Here is a 19,835-nt window from a genome sequence, read left to right on the forward strand (position 1 = left end):
TTGTTTCGGGGGCACTCCGGCCGGGTCGCTGGTGTTGAATGGGGTGATGTCCGGACACACCCACGACGACATCGACTGGGCGGATCGCCTGGCTCAGCTGCGCATGGCCGACGCCCTCGATGCCGAGGCGCTTGCTCCCGTCGCCCGGCGGCTCGTCGGCTCGGTCGGGGCGCGGCCGACCGTGGTCGACGTCGGGTGTGGGGCCGGGGGCATGAGCGTGCTCTTCGCGCGTGAGCTCACCCGTGGCTCCGGGGGCACCGTTGTGCTCTTCGACGCCACGCCGAAGCTGCTGGCCGAGGCCGAACGGGCCGTGGTCGAGGTGGCCGGGGAGTCCGTCGAGGTCGTCAGCCTGCTCGGGGACCTCGCCGATCCCGCGCCGGGCGTGCCCGCCGCCGACCTGGTGTGGGCCTCCGGTGTGGTGCACCACGTCGGCGATCAGCAGGCCGCGCTGCGCACTCTTGCCGGGATGCTGCGGCCGGGTGGGGTGGTGGCCGTTTCCGAGGGTGGGCTCGAGATGCGGTGCCTCCCGTGGGATCTCGGTGTCGGGCGGCCCGGGCTGGAACAGCGGTTGCTGGCCGCTCGGGCGTCGTGGTTCGAACGGATGCGAGCCGGGATTCCGGGCAGCGTCGGCATGCCCTACGGCTGGCCGCGGGCACTTCGCGAAGCCGGCCTCGAGGACGTCGAGTCGTTCGGTGCGCTCATCGACCACCCCATGCCGGGCTCGGACCTCCTTCGTGAGTACGTGGTGCACCGTGTCGGGTGGTTTGCCGATTCCGCCGGGGAATGGCTCGACGCCGACGACCGCGCCGCGGTCGCCGAGCTCACCGATCCGCGGAGCCCGCACTTCCTCGGCCACCGGGACGACCTGTACCTGCTCGGGGCCAAGGCGATCCACTGTGGACGGTTGCGGTGACCGCGCCGGAACCGGTCGTGTGCACGCGCTGCGGCCGGACCCGTACAGCCGAGGACGACCCGGCTATGGCGCTTGCCTGGGTGTCCATGCGGGAGCGGGGTGTGGTGCGGTGGCTTTGCCCGGACTGTGCGCGGCAGCATGTGCGGGACATCGAGGGCAAGCTGCCGGATGAGTACTGGTGATCAATTCGTCCTCCTGAGCGGGTGAAGCGCGGATCGGTGGGGGCCGGGGCACGTGCGACGGATTCCGTCGTCAGCCGGTCGTTCGGCTGCCCGGTTGCCGGCGGGGCGGGTGGCGTCAGGCAGCGCCTCCGAGGGACGTCTGCGCGACGGCTCGGACCTTGGGGCGGGGTGTCCTGGATGCTTCGCCGAAGGCCCTGGCCAGCTCTTGTGCCACCGCTCGGGGGACCTGGTGCAGCTGCCTGACCGTGCACCGGACCAGGACGATGCCCGTCGCCGCCAGGGCCAGGTGGCTGAAGCCGCCTGCCGTGCCCGGGTTGCAGCGGTACTGCCAGGCCAGGCCGAGCTCGTCCCACCAGGCGTCCGCCTCGCCGATGCGGCGGCCGCGGCGGTCGCAGATCGTCTGGTCCCAGCTCGGTGGCGGGATGGGCACCAGGTCCAGGACGCGGGCGGCCAGGCCGTGGGCCTGGATCGGTCCCTCGTCGAGCGCGCGCAGCACCTTGCGCACCACCGCCGTGCCTCGCTGGGAACCCGCATCGAGCTCCGCCAGCAGCTCCCGGCGGTCGCACAGGCCCCAGTACAGCGGCAACATCAGCAGCGGCCGGATGTGGGCCGGGTCGGGTTCGGACCGCGCCATGTCCAGCACCGCCCGGGCCGGCGGGGCGAACGGGAGGCCGTCGACCCGGACCGGGTCCGGCAGCCGGGCCGTGCGCGTCAGGCGCACCCCCTCGCACGCCACCACCCGGCAATGCTCGGGCACCAGCAGGCGGATTTCCTCCTCCGCCGGGCACTTCACGCCATGGGCCTGCAGGGCGTCGGCGCCGGTGATCACCACCCCCGGCCCGTAGCGCACGAGTGCGGCGTGCAGCAGCTGTTGCCGGCTCGGGGTGGTGTTGCGCAGCAGGACGACACCGGGGTGCAGGCGGCGCCACGGCCCTCCCGGGCCGCAGAGCCGCCGGGTTCTTCGATCGGACACCCCGGCCCGGCGCAGCTGTTCGAGGTCCATCACCTCGCAGCCGTCGGGATTACTCAGGGCCAGCGGATCGGTGCATTGAGTAGCAGTCATGTACCGAGCATGACGGCTCGGCCAACCGGGTGGAACCCCGTCCACCACAGCTGTGGACAACTCGGCCGGATCCATCCGTTCGAGGCTCCGCCTGTGGACAACTCAGGCGGCGAACCCCGGCTGCCAGCGCTCCACGATGCCGCGAGCGGGGATCTCCGCGTCGAGCTGGCACAGAATGCCCGTCGACCCCGCCGTCACCCGGTGGATCATCAGGTACTCGGGCGGCAGGTTGAGCGAACGGCCGACCCGGAAGTCGTTGCCGCGGCTGTCGCCCACCCGTCCGGCCTGCTTCTGCATCCAGCGGCGGGTGAAGTGGAACGTCGGCGCCGCCAGCGGCTCGGTGAACGGCGCGAGGTAGGCGAGCACCTCCTCCGCGGTCAGTTCGCTGTCCGGCCGGATGAACCGGTTCTCCCGCAGCAGGCGCATCAGCTCGGCGGACTCGCCGTCGAGCGCGAGGCGCGTCATCTCGCCCAGGTGGCGGGGGATGCCTTCGGGCAGCCGGGCGACGCCGCCGAAGTCGATGACGACCAGCCTGCCGTCTTCGGTGATCATGAAGTTGCCCGGGTGCGGGTCCGAGTGCAGCAGGTGGGCGCGCTCCGGTGACGAGTAGTGGAACTCCGTCAGCAGCCGGCCGGCCAGGTTCCGGGTCTCGCGGTCGCCGTCCGCGATCACCTTCGACAACGGTGTGCCGCTCGCCCATTCCGTCACGACGACCTTCGGCGCGCTGGCCACCACCCGCGGCACCAGGATGCCGGGATCGCCGTCGAACGCCTTCGCGAAGGCGCGCTGGTGCTGGGCCTCGGCCTGGTAGTCGAGCTCCTCGCTCATCCGCTCGGCGAGCTCGGCCAGCAGCGGTTTGACCTCCGTGCCGGGCACGAACGCCTGGAACAGCCTGCTGAACCGCTGCAGCTGCCGCATGTCGCTGCGCAGGGCCTCGTCGGCGCCCGGGTACTGCACCTTGACCGCGACCGTCCGGCCGTCGTGCCAGACCGCGCGGTGCACCTGGCCGATGCTCGCGGCGGCCGCCGGCTCGTCTTCGAACGAGGCGAACCGGCTGGTCCAGGTGCGGCCGAGCTGCTCGGCGAGTACCCGGTGGGTCTGCCGGACCGACATCGGCGGCGCCGCGGCCTGCAGCTTCGTCAGCGCTTCGCGGTACGGCTTCGCCATCTCGTCCGGCACCGCCGCCTCGAACACGCTCAGCGCCTGGCCGAACTTCATCGCGCCGCCCTTGAGCGTGCCGAGCACCTCGAACAGCTGCTCGGCGGCCTTGGCCGACAGCGTCGCGTTCACCTGCTCCGCGCTCTGGCCCGCGAGCCTCTTGCCCCAGCCGCCGACCGCCCGGCCGGCGATGCCGAGCGGGAGACTGGCGAGCTTGGCGGTACGGGCGGCACCCTTGCGCGGCATCGCGGTGTCACGATCGGCTGGGTCGCGGAAGTCGGTCACAACGGCGATTCTGCCTTGCGGCCTCGGCGGCGCGCAGCCTGCGAGAGGCGTCTTCGTGGGCTACGTCTCCAGGATCACCTCCCCGGCGCCGCAGCGGCAGCGCGGGTGCGGCGGCCAGCCCCGGTGGCGGATGCGGCCGTCGAAGGCGTCGATTTCGAGGGTCGCGTTCCACGTTGGCGGGGCCGGTGCGCCGGGGGAGAGCAGCCGCATCGCCTGGGCGACGGCCAGCGACGCGCAGGACTGGACCGCGCCGAGGTCGGGCCGCTGGTGCCGGCCGGCGAGCTGCCCGGCGACGCGCGGCCAGCACGGGTCGAGGTCCGTGCGGTGCAGGTCGGCGCAGCGCAGGCACGAGCTGCGGCCCGGCACGACCAGCGGCCCGACGATCCCGGTGCCGTCGCGGACGCGCGCCGCCAGGTGGGGGATGCCGTCGCCCATCAGCTCGGCGACGACCTCGGGGGCCGGCACGACGGCGTCGGTGAGCAGGGCCAGGTCCGGGTGGCGGTCGTGCAGGCGGGTGACCCGGACCTCGGGATCGACCCGGCGGAGCAGGTCGGCGAGGGCGTGGCGCCGGGACCGGCCCAGGTCCCCGGCGGTGAAGCCGGAGCCGAGGTCGTGCACGGTCACCGTGCCGGGCACCTGCAGCTCGACGTGCCCGATGCCGGCGTTGGCCAGCAGGACGGCGGCCGCGACCGCGACCCGGCCTTCGCCGTGCACGGAAACCGCGGCGGTGCGCCGCCGGTCGGTCATGGCCGGTTGGTGGTGCCGGGCCCGCAGCGACCAGAGGCCGGGCTCGCCGCGGAAGCCGGAACCGTCGGGGCGGCCGGCGTCGGTGACCAGGCCGAGCGCGGTCAGCTGCCGCAGCAGCGTGCGCAGCTGCTCGCGGTGTTCGCTCTCCGCGAGCAGAAGCCGCTCGACGTGCTTGCTGCCGTCGAGGGCGCGCAGCTTGGCGACGAGGTACGGGGAGAGGTTTTCGACGATCACGCCGTGGCGCGGGTCGAGACCGATCTGGATCTCGCGAGGGCCGCGTTCGAGCACGGTGAGGCCCGGGAGCAGGGCCGGGTGGGCCGGCAGGAGGACCGGTGGCATGTCCGCGGTGTCGAGGATCATGTCCGCAGGATCGCACCCGGTGGCGGCCGGGAAGCCCCGGAAGGCGCCGGAACGGCCGAGTTGTCCACAAGTGGAACCGGCTGTGGACAACTCGGGTCTGTGACCTCAAGGCGCTCGGAGTTGTCGGTGCCTGGCCTTACCGTTGTCGGGTGGTCGAAGCACGGATGCCCTCACTGAGAGGCCGGGGGGAAACGAACCCCTCGTCGGACACACCCGGACACAAGGTCGAAGTGCGGCGCAGCCAGCGCCGTCACCGGACGGTCACCGCGTATTGGAACGACGACACGCTCGTCGTGCTCATCCCCGCGCGGATGACCAGGGCGGAGGAGAAACACTGGGTCGCCGAGATGGAGCGCAAGCTGCAGCGCTCGGAACCACGTCGGCCGGCGTCCCCCAAGACGTCGGACGAAGCCCTGCTGGCGCGCTGCGCGCTGCTCTCGGGCAAGTACCTGGGCGGCACCGCGGTGCCGGCGAGCGTCCGCTGGGTGCCGCCGATGCGCACGCGGTGGGCCTCCTGCACGCCGGTCGACGCGACCATCCGGGTCAGCGAACGGCTGCGGAAGGTGCCTCCGTGGGTGCTGGACTACGTGCTGGTGCACGAGCTGGCGCACCTGCGGGAGCCCGGGCACGACGCGGCTTTCTGGGCGTTGGTGCAGCGGTACCCGAAGACGGAACGGGCGATCGGGTACCTGGAAGGGCTGTCGGCCGCTGCCGGGTGGGGGATCTCCACCGAGGATTGAGCGGGTGATGGGGCCGGGGTGGCCTGCCCTTCGGGTGGGTTGCCCCGGCTGGTCCGTCGCCGTCGCCGTCGCCGTCGCCGGGGCCGGCGCGAGGGCCAGGGCGAGGCTGGGCAGCAGGGCGAGGCTGGACAGCAAAAGGCCGGTGCCCGCGAACGCGAGGCACCGGCCTTCCCGAGCTCAGTTCAGGACTGCTTGCCGCCCTCTTCCGAAGGGGGCTCGTCCTTCTGGTCCTTCTCCGCTCGCTCGGCCTGCTCCGTGCGCTCCAGCTCGGCGATCGGGTCCAGGTCGTCGAGCGAGCCCGTCTCGCCCATTCGGTCCGCGAAGTCGATCGGCTCGTCCAGGTCCTCGGCCGTCGGCATCAGGTCCGGGTGGGACCAGAGGCCGTCGCGCTTCTCCGTGCCGTGGCGGTCGCCCACCAGCTTCCACAGGTTCGATGCGTCCCTCATCCTGCGGGGGCGCAGCTCCAGGCCGACCAGCGTGGCGAACGTCTGCTCCGCCGGACCGCCCGTGGCGCGGCGGCGGCGCAGCGTCTCGCGCAGGGCGTCCGCTCCCGGCAGCCGGTCGCCGACCGCCTCGGCCACCACCACGTCCACCCAGCCCTCGACCAGGGCCAGCAGCGTCTCCAGGCGACGCAGGGCCGCCTTCTGCTCCTCCGTCGTCTGGGGCTCCAGCAGCCCCGACGACATCGCCTCTTCGATGCTCGCCGGGTTGGCCGGGTCGATCCGGCCGGCCAGGGACTCCAGCGCGGACGTGTCCACCGAAATCCCGTGGGCGAACTCCTCGACCGTCGCCAGCAGGCGCTGCCGCAGCCACGGGACGTGCGTGAACAGGCGCTGGTGCGCCGCCTCGCGGGCCGCCAGGAACACCAGGATCTCGCTGTTGGGTAGCTCCAGGCCCTCGGCGAACTTCTCGATGTTCGCCGGCAGCAGCGCGGACGTGCCGGCCGGCGCCAGGGGCAGGCCGATCTCCGTCGACGTCAGCATCTCCGAGGCCAGCTGGGCCAGCGCGTTGCCGAGCTGGGAGCCGAAGGCCATGCCGCCCATCTGCCCCATCATCTGGAGCAGCGGGCCCGCGGCCTGCTTGGCCTCCTCCGGCAGCGCCTCCATCCAGGCACCCGAGACCTGCCGGGCCACCGGGTCGCACAGCCGCTGCCACGTCGGGAGCGTCTTCTCCACCCAGGACCGCGGGGACCAGGCCACCGTCGACGTCGCCCCGGCCGGGAAGACCGTCGCCGCGTCGAGCCAGAGCTCGGCCAGGTGGGCCGCGTCACGCACGGCCGCGTTCGCGTCGTCACCACCCCGGAAGCCGAGCTTGCTTTCGCCGGTGTTGCCGGCGCTGCCCAGGGTCTGCAGGGCGATCTGCTTGGCGAGGTCGTAGTTCACCGGCCCGCTGGAGCTGCCCGCCTGGCTGAGCATCTGGCCCAGCTGGCTCAGCATCTGCCCGAGCTGGTTGAAGGCCTCGGCGCCGGACTGCTGCCCGCCTTCCGAGGGGTCGTTCTCACCTCGTTTGTCGGGATCGGAAGGTCCGAAGCCGAACGGGGGTTTGCTCATGTGTCCACCGTACGCGGGTCAAGGCCCGCCGAGCGCGTCAACCGTGGCCTTCACCGGGAAGCGAACGCGGTCACCGTACGCTGTCGGTCGTGACCAAGTCCTCCGAGGAGACCGCCCCCGCGAAGAGCGCCCCGGAACCGGCGCCGGAGCCGTCCGGCGAGGCCCGGCGGATGACCCGCCGCGGCTGGACACTGGTGGTCAGCGGCTCGCTGTTCCTGATCTTCGTGGTGCTGGGCTCGGTCGTGCCGGTGCCCTTCGTGGCGATCAGCCCCGGCCCGACCTACGACACGCTGGGTCGCGACGCGGCGGGCAACCCGGTCATCCAGGTCACCGGGCACGAGACCCAGCCGACCACCGGCGAGCTGCGGATGACCACCGTCTCCCTGCACGACGGCGTCACCCTCTTCCAGGGCCTGGGCTTCTGGGCCAGCGGCCGGTACGCGCTCGCCCCGCGCGAGGAGTACTTCAAGCCCGGCGAGACGAACGAGCAGGTCAAGCAGGAGAACATCCAGCAGCTGCAGGACTCGCAGACCAACGCACAGGTCGCCGCCCTGCGCAAGCTGGGCTACCCGATCAAGGTGCTGGCGAAGCAGATCGTCTCCGGCAGCCCGGCCGACCACGTGCTCTCGCCCGGCGACAAGCTGATCACCGTCAACGGCAAGAAGATCGTCGAGGCCGCCGACGTGCGCGCCGCGCTCACCGGCACCCTGCCCGGCCAGACCGTCCAGATCACCTTCCAGTCGGACGGCCAGCCCGAGCGGACCGTGCCGCTCACCCTCGCCGCGCGCCCCGACCGCAAGGAGGGCTTCATCGGCCTCACCGCGGTCGACCGCGCCGACGCCCCCTTCACCGTCAACATCTCCCTGCAGGACGTCGGCGGCCCGTCGGCCGGGCTGATGTTCACCCTCGCCATCATCGACCGGCTGCAGCCCGGCGACCTCGCGGGCGGGCGGCACATCGCCGGCACCGGCGAGATCACCGAGACCGGCGAGGTGGACCCGATCGGGGGGATCTCGTTCAAGGTCGTCGGCGCCCGCGAAGCCGGGGCCACCGACTTCCTGGTGCCCGCGCACAACTGCCCCGAGGCCAAGACCACCGCACCGGCCGGCCTCAACCTCATCAAGGTGTCCACACTGGACGACGCGCTCACCCAGCTGGCCAACCTGAAGGCGGGACGGCCGACGGCCGGCTGCTAGGGCAGCAGCGTGGCCTTCAACGCCTCGATCAGGTTGGGCGCCAGCTCGGGGCTTTCCACGATCTCGTCCACCGACTCGTCCGTGCCCTCGGCCGTGCCGATCCCGCGCAGCCGCATCACGCAGGCGCCCTCGCCGTCGCGCAGGACCGCGGCCACCAGCCGGGCCTCGGTGCGCTGCGGGTGGTCGGCGGCCGCGCGGCGGAGGCTCTCCGCGTCCGCCTCGGCGACGTCCGGCAGCTCCGACTCCGAGCCCGGCGGCAGCACGATGATCTCCTGGGCCAGCGCACACCCGATCACCAGATCGGGCCACGCGATCCGGCCCAGCGCCTCGGCCAGGTCACCCTCCGGCAGCGCTTCCTGCGCCACCGGCGTCAGCGGGTTCGCCCGGTCGAGCTGCCCGGCCAGCTCCGGCTGCTCGTCCAGCAGCGCCGCCGTCGGCACCAGCGCGAACAGCTGCGGCGGCTGGTCCCAGCCGCCCGCGGCCATGAAGTCCTCGATCTCACGGGCGAGCGCGGCCACACCGGCCTGTCGCGCTTCGTTCGCTGCCATGCGCACATCGTGTCAGGTCGATCGGCGCGCAGCCGCCGCGAGTCCGGTTTGGGCGGGTCCCGGGAACTTCACCGGGCATCCGTAGAGTTAGGGAATCAGGGGGCGCACGCGCCCCTGCTCAAGTGTTGACGAAGACAGGAGCGTGTGCCGTGGCGACTCGGCCCCCGGTGAGCCTGCCGAAGCTGTCCCGGCGGAGCCGGATCCTCCTCATCATCGCCGCGGTGATCGTGCTGGCGCTGTTGCTCGGGGCCCGCCTCCTCGACACGTACGTCGATTGGCTGTGGTTCGGCGAAGTCGGTGCGCGCAGCGTATTCACCACCCAGGTGATCACCCGGATCATCCTCTTCTTCGCCGTCGGCCTGCTCGTCGGCGGCGCGCTCGCGATCAGCCTGATGATCGCCTACCGGACCCGCCCGGTGTTCGTGCCGATCTCCGGCGCCGACGACCCGCTCGCGCGCTACCGCTCGGCGATCGTCGCCCGCATCCGCCTCTTCGGCGTCGGCATCCCGGTGCTCACCGGCCTCATCGCCGGCCTGTCCGCCCAGGGCGACTGGCAGGTCGTGCAGCTGTTCCTCAACGGCACCTCGTTCGGCCAGACCGACCCCGAGTTCGGCAACGACGTCGGCTTCTACGCCTTCGACCTCCCGTTCGTCAACTGGCTGCTCGGCTGGCTGTTCATCACCGTCGTCATCTCCTTCTTCGGCGCGCTGATCTCCCACTACGTCTTCGGCGGCATCCGCCTCGCCGGCAAGGGCGGGCAGCTCGCCGGCCCGACCCGCGCCCAGCTCGCCATCCTCGTCGGGCTGTTCGTGCTGCTGAAGGCGGTCGAGTACTTCTTCGACCGGTACAACCTGCTGCTGTCCGACCGCGGCATGCCGCTGTTCGTCGGCGCCACCTACACCGACCTCAACGCGGTGCTGCCCGCCAAGCTGATCCTGCTGTGCATCTCGGTGATCTGCGCGATCGCGTTCTTCGCCGGCGCGTTCCTGCGCAACCTGCAGCTCCCGGCCATCGCGCTGGTGCTGCTGATCCTGTCCGGCATCCTCGTCGGCGTCGCCTGGCCCGCCATCCTCGACCAGTTCTCGGTGAAGCCGAACGCCAACGAGAAGGAGTCGACGTCCATCCAGCGCAACATGGACGCCACCCGCCGCGCCTTCGGCCTCACCGACGTCCAGTACCAGCCCTACACCGGCAAGTCGGACGCCACCCCGGACCAGATCAAGGCCGACACCGGCACGATGTCGAACATCCGGCTGCTCGACCCGAACATCCTCTCCGACACCTTCACCCAGCGCGTCGGCCGCGAGAACTTCTACGGCTTCCCGGCCAAGCTGGACATCGACCGCTACACCGTCGGCGGCGTGACGCAGGACTACATCGTCGCCGCCAAGGAGATCAAGACCGAGGGCCTCACCGGCAACCAGACCAGCTGGATCAACAAGCACCTCGTCTACACCCACGGCAACGGCTTCGTCGTCGCGCCGGCCAACACGATCGACCGCGCGGTCAAGGACGCCAACTCCGACGGCGGCTACCCGATCGCCACGACCAGCGACACGCAGAACCCCGCGGGCGCCGGCTCGGCCGGCGCCGGCCAGCCCGGCATCGAGGTCAAGGAACCCCGCATCTACTACGGCGAGCTGTCCGCCGCGGAGTCCGACTACGCCATCGTCGGCGGCACCTCCGGCAACGCGCCCGGCGAGTACGACACCGCCACCGACCGCTACACGTACAAGGGCAACGGCGGCGTCCCCATCGACAACTGGTTCAACCGCCTCGCCTTCGCCGCCGAGTACGGCGAACGGAACATCCTGTTCTCCGACGCCATCGGCGACAACTCCAAGATCATGTACAACCGCGACCCGCGCGACCGCGTCAGCAAGGTCGCGCCGTGGCTGACCCTCGACGGCGACCCGTACCCGGCGGTCGTCGACGGCAAGATCCAGTGGATCATCGACGGCTACACCACCCTCAACAACTTCCCGTACGCCCAGCAGACCCAGCTCGGCGCGGCCACGAACGACTCCCTCAACGGCGTCGCCCGCCAGGCCAACAGCTCCATCAACTACATCCGCAACTCGGTCAAGGCCACCGTCGACGCCTTCAACGGCACGGTCACGCTGTACTCGATCGACGACAAGGAACCGGTCCTCAACGCCTGGGAGAAGGTCTTCCCGGGCCTCGTGAAGCCCAGCTCCGAGATCTCCCCGGACCTGCGTGCCCACTTCCGCTACCCCGAGGACCTCTTCAAGATCCAGCGTGAACTGCTGTCGCGCTACCACGTCAGCAACCCGCAGGAGTTCTACTCGCAGCAGGCCTTCTGGAGCGTCCCGCAGGACCCGACCGCCGAGGGCGGCTCCAACCCGGCCGCCGCCGGCGCGGCCAACCAACCCGGCTACTACGTCCTCGCCGACACCCCGGGCCAGTCCAAGCCGACGTTCCAGCTGACCAGCTCGCTCACCGGCCTCCAGCGCCAGTACCTCGCGTCCTGGATGTCGGTGTCGTCCGACGCAACCGACTACGGCAAGATCCGCGTCCTCCAGCTACCCAGCGCGGCCACCGGAGCCACCCAGGTCGACGGCCCGGTCCAAGTCCAGAACCGGTTCCAAAGCGACTCCCGCGTCGCCCAGGACCGCACCCTCTTCAACAACCCCAACGTCACCCCCATCTACGGCAACCTGATCACGCTCCCGGTCGCCGACGGCTTCCTCTACGTCGAACCCGTCTACATCCGGCAACGCAACCAGAACAGCTACCCGCAGCTGGCCCGCGTCCTCGTCTCCTACGGACCCAAGGTCGGCTACGGCGCCACCCTCCAGGAAGCCCTCGACCAGGTCTTCGGCGCCGGCACCGGCGAAGCCACCACCACGCCACCCCAAGCCGGCCAGCCCACGACCACCCCGCCGAGCTCCACCAACCCGACCACCACCCCACCCGCCAACAACGGCGGCAACGCGGCCCTCGACCGGGCAGTCGCGGACATCCAGTCCGCCCTCGCCAAACTGAAAGCCGCCCAGCAGTCCGGCAACTTCACCGACCAAGGCGCCGCCCTCGCCGCCCTCGACGCGGCAGCACGCGCCTACGAAGCAGCCAAGACCGCAGCCCCCGGAACCAGCACACCACCACCCAGCACCCAGCCCGGAGGGTGACGTCGATTACCCGGACGGCACCTGCTTTGCACCCGCCCGAAAGGCAGGCGTAAGGTAGGTGCCACGACGCGGGGTGGAGCAGCTCGGTAGCTCGCTGGGCTCATAACCCAGAGGTCGCAGGTTCAAATCCTGTCCCCGCTACAGAGGTTGGGAGGGGTGTGCGGACGGAAAGCGTCCGCACGCCCCTCCTTCGCGTTTCTTCTGGGGGTCGAACCCCCAGACCCCCGCCAGGGGGGCTTCGCCGCCCCTGGACCCCCCGGTGTGTGGCTGGGTTGTTAGGTGAGCCCGCCTGAGGCTTCGCCCCCCCTCCGGCGGGTTGGGGTGTTGGTGGGTCAGGGGTTGGTCAGCCAGGGTTCTGTTTTGCCTGTTGTGTTGGCTATGTAGCCGTCTGGGCGGACCAAGAGTCTCTCTGTGTCTGGGTAGGGGAGTTCTGGGAGTTCGGCTACGAGTACCTCTGTGTGGGGGCTGGGGGTGGGGGTTTTTGTCAGCAGGACCCAGTTTCCTTTGTGGAATAAGGTGCTTGCGTGGCCGTTCGGGGTTGGGATGTCCGGGAGGCGGGTTCCTGCCGCCGGGTGGGTTTCCGTTGTCGGGTAGCGGATGTCGAGGCCGGAGATCAAGCCCGACAGGTGGTGCTGGACTTCGGGGAGCGTTGTCAGGTCTCGGAAGAGGCATCGCAAGGCCAGCTGGTTCGGGGTGGTGGGGATCAGGGCGTTCTGGGCTGCGATGTTGTCCAGGACCTGCTTGGCCACCGTGCGGCGCTCCTGTTCGTAGGTGTCCAGGAGGGTTGTGGGGGCTCGGTTCCGAAGGGTGGCCGCCAGTTTCCAGCCCAGGTTCATCGCGTCCTGGATGCCCAGGTTGAGGCCCTGGCCTCCCGCCGGGAAGTGCGTGTGGGCGGCGTCTCCGGCCAGGAGGACCCGGCCCACCTTGTAGTTCGCGGCCAGGCGGCTGTCGTCCGAGAACCGGGACGCCCAGCGGATCTCGGCGATCTCCGCTTCCGGGCCGAAACGTTCGGTCACCGCCCGCCGGACCTCGTCGCTCGTGACTTCGGCGCGAAGGTCCGGCGGGCGGTTCAGGCGGTCTCCGAAACTGATGCGGTACAAGTTCGGCTCCGCCAGGGGGATCACCCCGACGAACTTGCCCGGGCTTCCGGACGTGACCATGTTCGTCATCGAACGCCACTGGGTGGGCGCCCCCGGCGGGGTCCGGGCGAACAAGACGTCGGCCGCCACCCCGTGGCCCTGACCCTCGATACCCTCGAACCGCATGTTCAGCGCCTTGCGGACCGTGCTGCGGCCACCGTCGCAACCCACCAGGTACTCCGCCCGGATCCGTAGCTCGCCCGCAGTGATCGTGACGCCTTCCGCGTCCTGGATGAAGCCGGTCAGCTCGTGGCCTCGCGCCACCTCCACGCCCTGCTCCGCCAGGCGCTCCTCCAAGGCCGCTTCCACCTGCGCCTGGGGGATGCCCAGCTGGTACGGGTGACGGGTGTCCCAGCCCGTGTACGGCACCGGGATCACCGCGAAGTGTCCGTCCGCGACAGTCGCGAACGAGCGCTCCTTCGCGCGCGGCAGCAAACCCCGCAGATCCAGCACCTCCGCCGTGCGCGGCTGGAGGTTCAGCGCCTTCGACAAACCCGTTCGCTCGTGCATCCGCTCGAGCACCACCGTGTCCACACCGGCCAGTGCCAGCTCGTTCGCCAGCATCAAGCCCGTCGGGCCCGCGCCGGCGACGACCACCTCCGCGGTCAGCTCTCGCATCCCCAGCTCCTTAACAACGTTAAATTGACCTGACCCCAGGGTGGTCTTAACATCGTTAAATTGTCAAGCGTGAGCGTGGGAGGTATCGCAGAACATGGCTCTGACCAGGGAGAACATTGCTCGGTCCGGCCTGAAGCTGCTCAACGAAGTGGGCCTCAACGGGCTCACGCTCCGGCTGATCGCCGGGGACCTCGGCGTGAAGGCGCCCGCCCTGTACTGGCACATGAAGAACAAGCAGGAGCTGCTCGACGAGATGGCGACGCAGATGTACCGCGACTCCGCGGCCGACCGGCGGCCGCCGGAATCGCTGGGGGAGTGGGAAGGCGCCGCGCACAGCGCCCGCGCGCTGCGGCGGATGATGCTCGCCTATCGCGACGGCGGGAAGGTTTTCGCCGGTACCTACCTCGGCGACACGAGCCTGGTCGGCGAGCACCCGCTGCGCCGGAGCATCGAAGCCGGCCTGGACGAGCGGCGGGCCAGCCGGGCCACCTTCACCGTCTACTGCTTCGTCATCGGCTACGTGATCGAGGAGCAGGCCGTGCGGCCGATGCCGGGTGAGTTCGACGAGCGCTACCGCGAATCGGCGGGTGAGGCGGTGCTGGGCGACGCCGATGCCCGGTTCGAGGACGGGCTGGCGATGGTCCTCAGTGGAGCCCGCCAGTGGCTCGAGACGACGTAACGGCTGGTCAGAGCGTTTCGGGACCCCGCTGAAAACCCCATGACCACCCCATGTAATCTATACAAGCACCACAACGGCGCGGGGTGGAGCAGCTCGGTAGCTCGCTGGGCTCATAACCCAGAGGTCGCAGGTTCAAATCCTGTCCCCGCTACGACGAAGAGGCCGGTATTCGCAGAGTATGCGAATACCGGCCTCTTTCGCTTGTATTGGGGTCGAACCCCCAAATCCCCGTCAACGGGCCTCCGGCCCCTCGGATCCCTTGTCGCGGTCGCCTTTTGCTACGAATCCCGTGATTCGAGGGCTGGTGACGGGTGGTTGCGGTGCGTGTTCGCGGTGCGCCAAGCCGGGGAGTGCCGCCCGTCGAACTCACCTGCCTGGCGGCGACGAGGCGGCCGGCGTGCGTCTGGTTGGACCAAAAAATCCTGGGAGCGGTTGCAGAGCGTGTTCAGGTCCACAGTGGACCCGGGCCGGATTGGGCCGAACGAGGGGATCTCACTAGCCACAATGGACAGATACGCTGACCACTGTGGACACAGCGGCCGATAAGTGGGAATCTAGGGGGCGTGTCCGAATTGAATGCAACAGCCGCCGCCCTGCTCGGTCTGCTCCACGACGGTCCCGCCACCGGCGGGCAGCTCGTCGCCGGAGCCGGAGAGCGGTTCGGTGCCTTCTTCAGCGTCACCCGCAGCCAGGTGTACCGGGAGCTCCCGGCGCTGTCCAAGGAAGGCCTCGTCCGGCTCGGCAAGCAGGGCCCGCGCTCCAGCCAGCAGTACCTGATCACCGCCGCCGGCAAGAAGGCCTTCAAGGCCTGGCTGACGTCCGAGGCCGGCCCCGACCACCTGCGCAGCCCGCTCATCCTGCGGCTCGTGCACGCGGGGTCGCTGACCGCGAAGCAGCGCCAGTCGCTGCTCGAATCGGCCCGGTCGAGCTACAGCCAGCAGCTCGACGACGCCAGGGCGGCCACCAAGGCCGCCGAAGGGCCGTACGAAAAGGCGGTCGCCGAGTTCGCCCAAGCCCAGGCCAAGGCCGCGCTGAAGCTGCTCGACGCCATCCCCGCGGCCTGAGGTTCGCGCGCCCGCGACCGGTGCTCGCAACCGGTCGCGGGTTTTGCCGTAACCTTGACAAACGTGAGTGATGAGTTCGACGCGGCACTGAGGGACCTGACCGGCAAGCTGACGCAGATCGAGTCGGTGATGGACCTGGATGCGCTGCGTGCCCAGGTGGCCGACCTGGAGCAGCAGGCCTCGAGCCCCACCCTCTGGGACGACCCGGAGGAGGCGCAGAAGGTCACCAGCCAGCTGTCCCACCGGCAGGGCGAGCTGCGCCGGGTCTCCGACCTGCGCCAGCGGCTCGACGACCTCGGGGTGCTGTACGAGCTCGCCGAGGCCGAGGGCGACTCCGGCAGCATGGGCGAGGCCGAGACCGAGCTCGCCGACCTCGGCAAGGCCATCGACGCGCTCGAGGTCCGCACCCTGCTCTCGGGCGAGTACGACGACCGCAACGCCGTCGTCACCATCCGCTCCGAGGCCGGCGGCGTCGACGCGGCCGACTTCGCCGAGATGCTCCTGCGCATGTACCTGCGCTGGGCCGAGCGGCACAGCTACCCGACCGACGTCTACGACATCTCCTACGCCGAAGAGGCGGGCATCAAGTCGGCGACGTTCAAGGTCAGCGCCCCCTACGTCTACGGCACCCTGTCGGTCGAGCAGGGCACCCACCGGCTCGTCCGGATCTCGCCGTTCGACAACCAGAGCCGCCGCCAGACGTCGTTCGCGCACGTCGAGGTGCTGCCCGAGGTCGAAGAGGTCGACCACGTCGACATCCCGGAAAAGGACATCCGGATCGACGTCTACCGCTCGTCGGGGCCCGGTGGCCAGAGCGTCAACACGACCGACTCCGCGGTGCGCATCACGCACCTGCCCACCGGCATCGTCGTCTCCTGCCAGAACGAGAAGTCGCAGCTGCAGAACAAGGCGGCCGCGATGAAGGTCCTCCAGGCCCGGCTGCTGCAGCGCAAGAAGGAAGAAGAACGCGCCGAGATGGACGCGCTCCGGGACGGTGGCTCCAGCTGGGGCAACCAGATGCGCTCCTACGTGCTGCACCCGTACCAGATGGTCAAGGACCTGCGGACCGAATACGAGGTCGGCAACCCGTCCGCGGTGCTCGACGGGGACATCGACGGCTTCCTCGACGCCGGCATCCGCTGGCGGATGCAGACCGCGTGAGCCGGGCGCGCGCGGTGGCGGCCTGACCGCTCACCGTGCGCAAACGCCCGTTGCTCCACCCGGGTGCACCGGGCAACCGGGGCTTCACGAGACCGGTGGGTAGTATGCCGAATCGTGATCCGGCTCGAAGAGGTTTCCAAGGTCTACAAGACCTCGACGCGGCCCGCGCTCGAGCGGGTGTCCGTCGACATCGAAAAGGGTGAGTTCGTCTTCCTGATCGGTCCCTCGGGATCGGGGAAGTCGACCTTCCTCCGGCTGCTGCTGCGTGAAGAGACGCCCAGCAAGGGCCGCGTGATGGTGTCCAACTTCGACGTCGCCAAGCTGGCCCGCCGCAGGGTCCCGCGCCTGCGGCAGACCATCGGCTGCGTCTTCCAGGACTTCCGCCTGCTCGCGAACAAGACCGTCGCGGAGAACGTCGCGTTCGCCCTCGAGGTCATCGGCAAGCCGGGCCCGACCATCAAGAAGGTCGTCCCCGAGGTGCTGGAGCTCGTCGGCCTCGACGGCAAGGCGGACCGGCTCCCCAACGAGCTCTCCGGCGGTGAGCAGCAGCGCGTCGCGATCGCGCGCGCCTTCGTGAACCGCCCGCTGGTGCTGCTCGCCGACGAGCCGACGGGCAACCTGGACCCCGACACCAGCCAGGACATCATGCTGCTGCTGGAGCGGATCAACCGCACCGGCACCACCGTCCTGATGGCCACCCACGATCACTCCATCGTGGACTCCATGCGGCGCCGAGTCGTCGAGCTGCAGCTCGGCCGGGTGATCCGCGACGACGCCCGCGGCGTCTACGGCATCGGTCGCTGAGACCCGTCCACCCCGCACCGACCCCGACCCCAAGGACCTGCACCCGCCATGCGCGCCAGTTTCGTCTTCAGTGAGGTAGTCACCGGCCTGCGCCGGAACGTCACGATGACCATCGCGATGATGCTGACCACGGCCGTGTCGCTCGCCATGCTCGGTGGCGGCCTCCTCGCCGTGCGGACGATCGACAAGATGAAGTCCAACTTCCTCGCCGACGTCGAGGTTTCGGTCTACCTCACCGACGACATCAGCGCGAGCGACAAGAACTGCACCCAGTCGCTGTGCCAGACGCTCCGGACCTCGCTGCAGAGCAACAACGGTGTCGAGTCGGTCGTGTTCGAGAACCGCGACCAGGCCTTCGACCGGTTCAAGAAGATCTTCGAGAGCCAGCCGGAGCTGATCGCGCTCACCGGTCCCGAGTCGCTGCCCGCGTCGCTGCACGTGAAGCTGAAGGACCCGGACCGCAGCGACGCGATCGTGCAGGAGTACGCGAACAAGCCGGGCGTGCGGAAGGTCGACGACCAGAAGAAGTTCCTCGACCGCGTCTTCAACGCCTTCAACGGCGTCCGCAACATGGCCTTCGGCGCCGCGCTCATCATGGCCGTCGCCGCGCTGCTGCTGATCGCCAACACGATCCAGGTGTCGGCGTTCACCCGGCGCACCGAGGTCGGCATCATGCGGCTGGTCGGCGCGACGCGGTGGTACACGCAGCTGCCGTTCCTCCTGGAGGCGGTGGTCGCCGGCGTGGTCGGTGCGGTCCTCGGGATCGTCATGCTGGTGCTGACCAAGGTCAGCTTCCTCGACTCGGTGTTCACCGGCGACGTCTTCCCGAAGATCACCACGCTGGAACTGCTGTTCCCGGTCGCGCCGATCCTGCTCGGGGTGTCCGTGCTGATCTCCGCCATCACCGGGTACGTCACGCTGCGGCTGTACGTCCGGCACTAGCTGAATTGACGCAGTGGCGCGTCAGCGCCTCCGTTGAGGGTGGTGGCGGGGGCATGGATGGACTGGCTGCTTGTCACTTCGAGAATCACGTAGAGTGGTCGTATGCCCAAGGAACGTGGCCAGAAGGTGATCGTGTCGAACCGCAAGGCGCGGCACGATTACTCCATCCTCGACACCTACGAGTGCGGTCTCGTGCTCGTCGGCACCGAGGTCAAGAGCCTGCGCGAGGGCAAGGCGTCCCTGGCGGACGCGTTCGCGACGGTCGACGACGGCGAAGTGTGGCTGCGCAACGTGCACATCCCGGAGTACACGCAGGGCACGTGGACCAACCACATGCCGCGGCGCACCCGGAAGCTGCTGCTGCACCGGCGGGAGATCGAGAAGCTCATCGGCAAGACCAAGGAGAGCGGGCTCTCCCTGGTCCCGCTGTCGATGTACTTCAAGGACGGCAAGGTCAAGGTCGAGATCGCGCTGGCCCAGGGCAAGAAGGCCTACGACAAGCGGCAGGCGCTCGCCAAGCGCGACGCCGACCGCGACATCAGGAAGGCCATGGGCCGCGCGCTGAAGGGCCGGTTCACGGAGTGACGCCCGGCCCGGCTTCCGACGCGGACGTCGCGCGCTGGACGGCGTCGCTGGGGCTGCCGGGCCTGGTCGACCTGCACGTCCACTTCCTGCCCAAGCCGGTGATGGACAAGGTCTGGGCGTACTTCGACCGGGCCTCGACGCACTACGGCACCGAGTGGCCGGTGTTCTACCGCACGTCCGAAGAGGAGCGTCTGGCGACGCTGCGTGCGCTCGGTGTCACCCGCTTCGCGCCGCTGGTCTACCCGCACAAGCCGGGGATGGCGGAGTGGCTGACGGACTGGGCGCTCGAGTTCGCCGCGCGGGTCCCGGACGCGGTGCCGACCGGGACGTTCTACCCCGAACCCGGCGCCGGGTCCGCTGTGGACGGTGCGCTGCGCGCCGGCGCCCGGGTGTTCAAGGCGCACGTGCAGGTGGGCGCGTACGACCCGCGTGACGACCTGCTGAAGCCGGTGTGGGGCGCGCTGGCCGACGCCGGCGTCCCGGTCGTCGTCCACTGTGGACACGGTCCGTTGCGGGGCGACTTCACCGGGTTGTCGGTGTTCGAGGAGGTGCTCGCGCGGCACCCGAACCTGACGGCGGTCCTCGCGCACGCGGCGATGCCGGAGTTCGGCACGGCCTTCGAGCTGCTGGCGAAGTACCCGCGGGTGCACCTGGACACCACCATGGTCGGGGTGCCGTTCGCCGAGGCGATGTCGCCGCTGCCGCCGGACTGGACGGCTCGGCTGGCCGAGTACGCCGACCGGGTGGTGCTCGGCACGGACTTCCCGAACATCCCGTACCCGTACGTGACGCAGCTGCAGGCGATCGCCGGCTGGGCGGCAGCCGACGATCGCCTGGGGGAGCCGTTCCTGCGGGCGGTCCTGCACGACACGCCCCTGCGCCTCGTGAGTGGTGAGGGGGGGGTAATCACCCCCCCCCACACCCCCGGGGTGGGGGCGGGGGGGGCGGCGGG

18 protein-coding genes and 2 tRNA genes are annotated in these 19,835 nt (G+C 70.1%); 14 read left to right on the forward strand and 6 right to left on the reverse strand.

The window, feature by feature from the left end; genetic code table 11:
- The first annotated feature begins 46 nt into the window (after positions 1 to 46).
- Both ACWEGE_RS45655 and ACWEGE_RS45660 read left to right on the forward strand, forming a co-directional pair.
- Positions 47 to 913 carry a class I SAM-dependent methyltransferase gene (locus ACWEGE_RS45655; RefSeq protein ID WP_449666770.1) on the forward strand — a complete coding sequence of 289 codons (867 nt, stop codon included), beginning with the start codon at positions 47 to 49 and terminating at the stop codon, positions 911 to 913.
- Positions 910 to 1,095 carry a hypothetical protein gene (locus ACWEGE_RS45660; protein ID WP_449666771.1) on the forward strand — a complete coding sequence of 62 codons (186 nt, stop codon included), beginning with the start codon at positions 910 to 912 and terminating at the stop codon, positions 1,093 to 1,095. The genes ACWEGE_RS45655 and ACWEGE_RS45660 overlap by 4 nt, the downstream gene beginning before the upstream one ends.
- Before the next feature lie 115 nt (positions 1,096 to 1,210).
- Here the strand turns inward: ACWEGE_RS45660 and ACWEGE_RS45665 are convergent, their stop codons facing one another.
- The 3 genes from ACWEGE_RS45665 to ACWEGE_RS45675 all read right to left on the reverse strand — a co-directional run bounded on the left by ACWEGE_RS45665 (position 1,211) and on the right by ACWEGE_RS45675 (position 4,708).
- A complete protein-coding gene (locus ACWEGE_RS45665) occupies positions 1,211 to 2,098 on the reverse strand; it encodes a hypothetical protein (protein ID WP_449666784.1) in 888 nt (295 codons plus the stop codon).
- 162 nt (positions 2,099 to 2,260) lie between these two features.
- On the reverse strand, positions 2,261 to 3,601 hold the full coding sequence (locus tag ACWEGE_RS45670; protein ID WP_449666772.1) for an ABC1 kinase family protein: 1,341 nt from the start codon (positions 3,599 to 3,601) through the stop codon (positions 2,261 to 2,263).
- A 60-nt stretch (positions 3,602 to 3,661) separates the two neighbouring features.
- Positions 3,662 to 4,708 carry a ThiF family adenylyltransferase gene (locus ACWEGE_RS45675; RefSeq protein ID WP_449666773.1) on the reverse strand — a complete coding sequence of 349 codons (1,047 nt, stop codon included), beginning with the start codon at positions 4,706 to 4,708 and terminating at the stop codon, positions 3,662 to 3,664.
- 230 nt (positions 4,709 to 4,938) lie between these two features.
- Between ACWEGE_RS45675 and ACWEGE_RS45680 the strand changes: the two genes are divergently transcribed.
- Positions 4,939 to 5,448 (forward strand): M48 metallopeptidase family protein, encoded by a 510-nt coding sequence (locus ACWEGE_RS45680; RefSeq protein WP_013223146.1) that lies wholly within the window; start codon positions 4,939 to 4,941, stop codon positions 5,446 to 5,448.
- 182 nt (positions 5,449 to 5,630) lie between these two features.
- Here the strand turns inward: ACWEGE_RS45680 and ACWEGE_RS45685 are convergent, their stop codons facing one another.
- Entirely contained in the window at positions 5,631 to 6,998 is a 1,368-nt protein-coding gene (locus ACWEGE_RS45685; protein ID WP_449666774.1) for a zinc-dependent metalloprotease, read from the reverse strand.
- Between the two features lie 191 nt (positions 6,999 to 7,189).
- Here ACWEGE_RS45685 and ACWEGE_RS45690 point away from each other — a divergent pair, with 191 nt between their 5' ends.
- Positions 7,190 to 8,194 (forward strand): YlbL family protein, encoded by a 1,005-nt coding sequence (locus ACWEGE_RS45690; protein WP_449666785.1) that lies wholly within the window; start codon positions 7,190 to 7,192, stop codon positions 8,192 to 8,194.
- On the opposite strand, the gene ACWEGE_RS45695 is transcribed toward ACWEGE_RS45690, so the two are convergent.
- Positions 8,191 to 8,742, reverse strand: a complete 552-nt coding sequence (locus tag ACWEGE_RS45695) for a PPA1309 family protein (protein ID WP_449666775.1) — start codon at positions 8,740 to 8,742, stop codon at positions 8,191 to 8,193. The genes ACWEGE_RS45690 and ACWEGE_RS45695 overlap by 4 nt on opposite strands.
- Positions 8,743 to 8,891: 149 nt before the next feature.
- Between ACWEGE_RS45695 and ACWEGE_RS45700 the strand changes: the two genes are divergently transcribed.
- Together ACWEGE_RS45700 and ACWEGE_RS45705 are read left to right on the forward strand one after the other, a co-directional pair.
- Positions 8,892 to 11,891, forward strand: coding sequence for a UPF0182 family protein (locus ACWEGE_RS45700; RefSeq protein WP_449666776.1), 3,000 nt, complete (start codon positions 8,892 to 8,894; stop codon positions 11,889 to 11,891).
- A gap of 67 nt (positions 11,892 to 11,958) precedes the next feature.
- A tRNA-Met gene (locus ACWEGE_RS45705) sits at positions 11,959 to 12,032 on the forward strand.
- Between the two features lie 191 nt (positions 12,033 to 12,223).
- On the opposite strand, the gene ACWEGE_RS45710 is transcribed toward ACWEGE_RS45705, so the two are convergent.
- Positions 12,224 to 13,648, reverse strand: coding sequence for an FAD-dependent monooxygenase (locus tag ACWEGE_RS45710; protein WP_449666777.1), 1,425 nt, complete (start codon positions 13,646 to 13,648; stop codon positions 12,224 to 12,226).
- A gap of 94 nt (positions 13,649 to 13,742) precedes the next feature.
- Here ACWEGE_RS45710 and ACWEGE_RS45715 point away from each other — a divergent pair, with 94 nt between their 5' ends.
- The 8 genes from ACWEGE_RS45715 to ACWEGE_RS45750 all read left to right on the forward strand — a co-directional run.
- Positions 13,743 to 14,327: a TetR/AcrR family transcriptional regulator C-terminal domain-containing protein gene (locus ACWEGE_RS45715; RefSeq protein ID WP_449666778.1), complete on the forward strand. Its 585-nt coding sequence runs from the start codon at positions 13,743 to 13,745 to the stop codon at positions 14,325 to 14,327.
- 77 nt (positions 14,328 to 14,404) lie between these two features.
- Positions 14,405 to 14,478, forward strand: a tRNA-Met gene (locus ACWEGE_RS45720).
- 412 nt (positions 14,479 to 14,890) lie between these two features.
- The gene (locus ACWEGE_RS45725) at positions 14,891 to 15,391 is read left to right on the forward strand and encodes a PadR family transcriptional regulator (RefSeq protein ID WP_449666779.1); all 501 of its coding nucleotides are present in this window, start codon (positions 14,891 to 14,893) and stop codon (positions 15,389 to 15,391) included.
- 63 nt (positions 15,392 to 15,454) lie between these two features.
- Positions 15,455 to 16,552 carry a peptide chain release factor 2 gene (gene prfB / locus ACWEGE_RS45730; RefSeq protein ID WP_449666780.1) on the forward strand — a complete coding sequence of 366 codons (1,098 nt, stop codon included), beginning with the start codon at positions 15,455 to 15,457 and terminating at the stop codon, positions 16,550 to 16,552.
- A 114-nt stretch (positions 16,553 to 16,666) separates the two neighbouring features.
- Positions 16,667 to 17,356 (forward strand): cell division ATP-binding protein FtsE, encoded by a 690-nt coding sequence (gene ftsE / locus ACWEGE_RS45735; protein ID WP_003082104.1) that lies wholly within the window; start codon positions 16,667 to 16,669, stop codon positions 17,354 to 17,356.
- A gap of 48 nt (positions 17,357 to 17,404) precedes the next feature.
- Positions 17,405 to 18,298, forward strand: coding sequence for a permease-like cell division protein FtsX (gene ftsX / locus ACWEGE_RS45740; protein WP_449666781.1), 894 nt, complete (start codon positions 17,405 to 17,407; stop codon positions 18,296 to 18,298).
- Positions 18,299 to 18,400: 102 nt separating this feature from the next.
- The gene (gene smpB / locus ACWEGE_RS45745) at positions 18,401 to 18,883 is read left to right on the forward strand and encodes an SsrA-binding protein SmpB (RefSeq protein ID WP_003082092.1); all 483 of its coding nucleotides are present in this window, start codon (positions 18,401 to 18,403) and stop codon (positions 18,881 to 18,883) included.
- On the forward strand, positions 18,880 to 19,835 hold a 956-nt coding region (locus ACWEGE_RS45750; protein WP_449666782.1), incomplete at its 3' end, for an amidohydrolase family protein. The genes smpB and ACWEGE_RS45750, both read left to right, overlap by 4 nt.

The organism is Amycolatopsis sp. NPDC004747 (genome assembly GCF_053601335.1).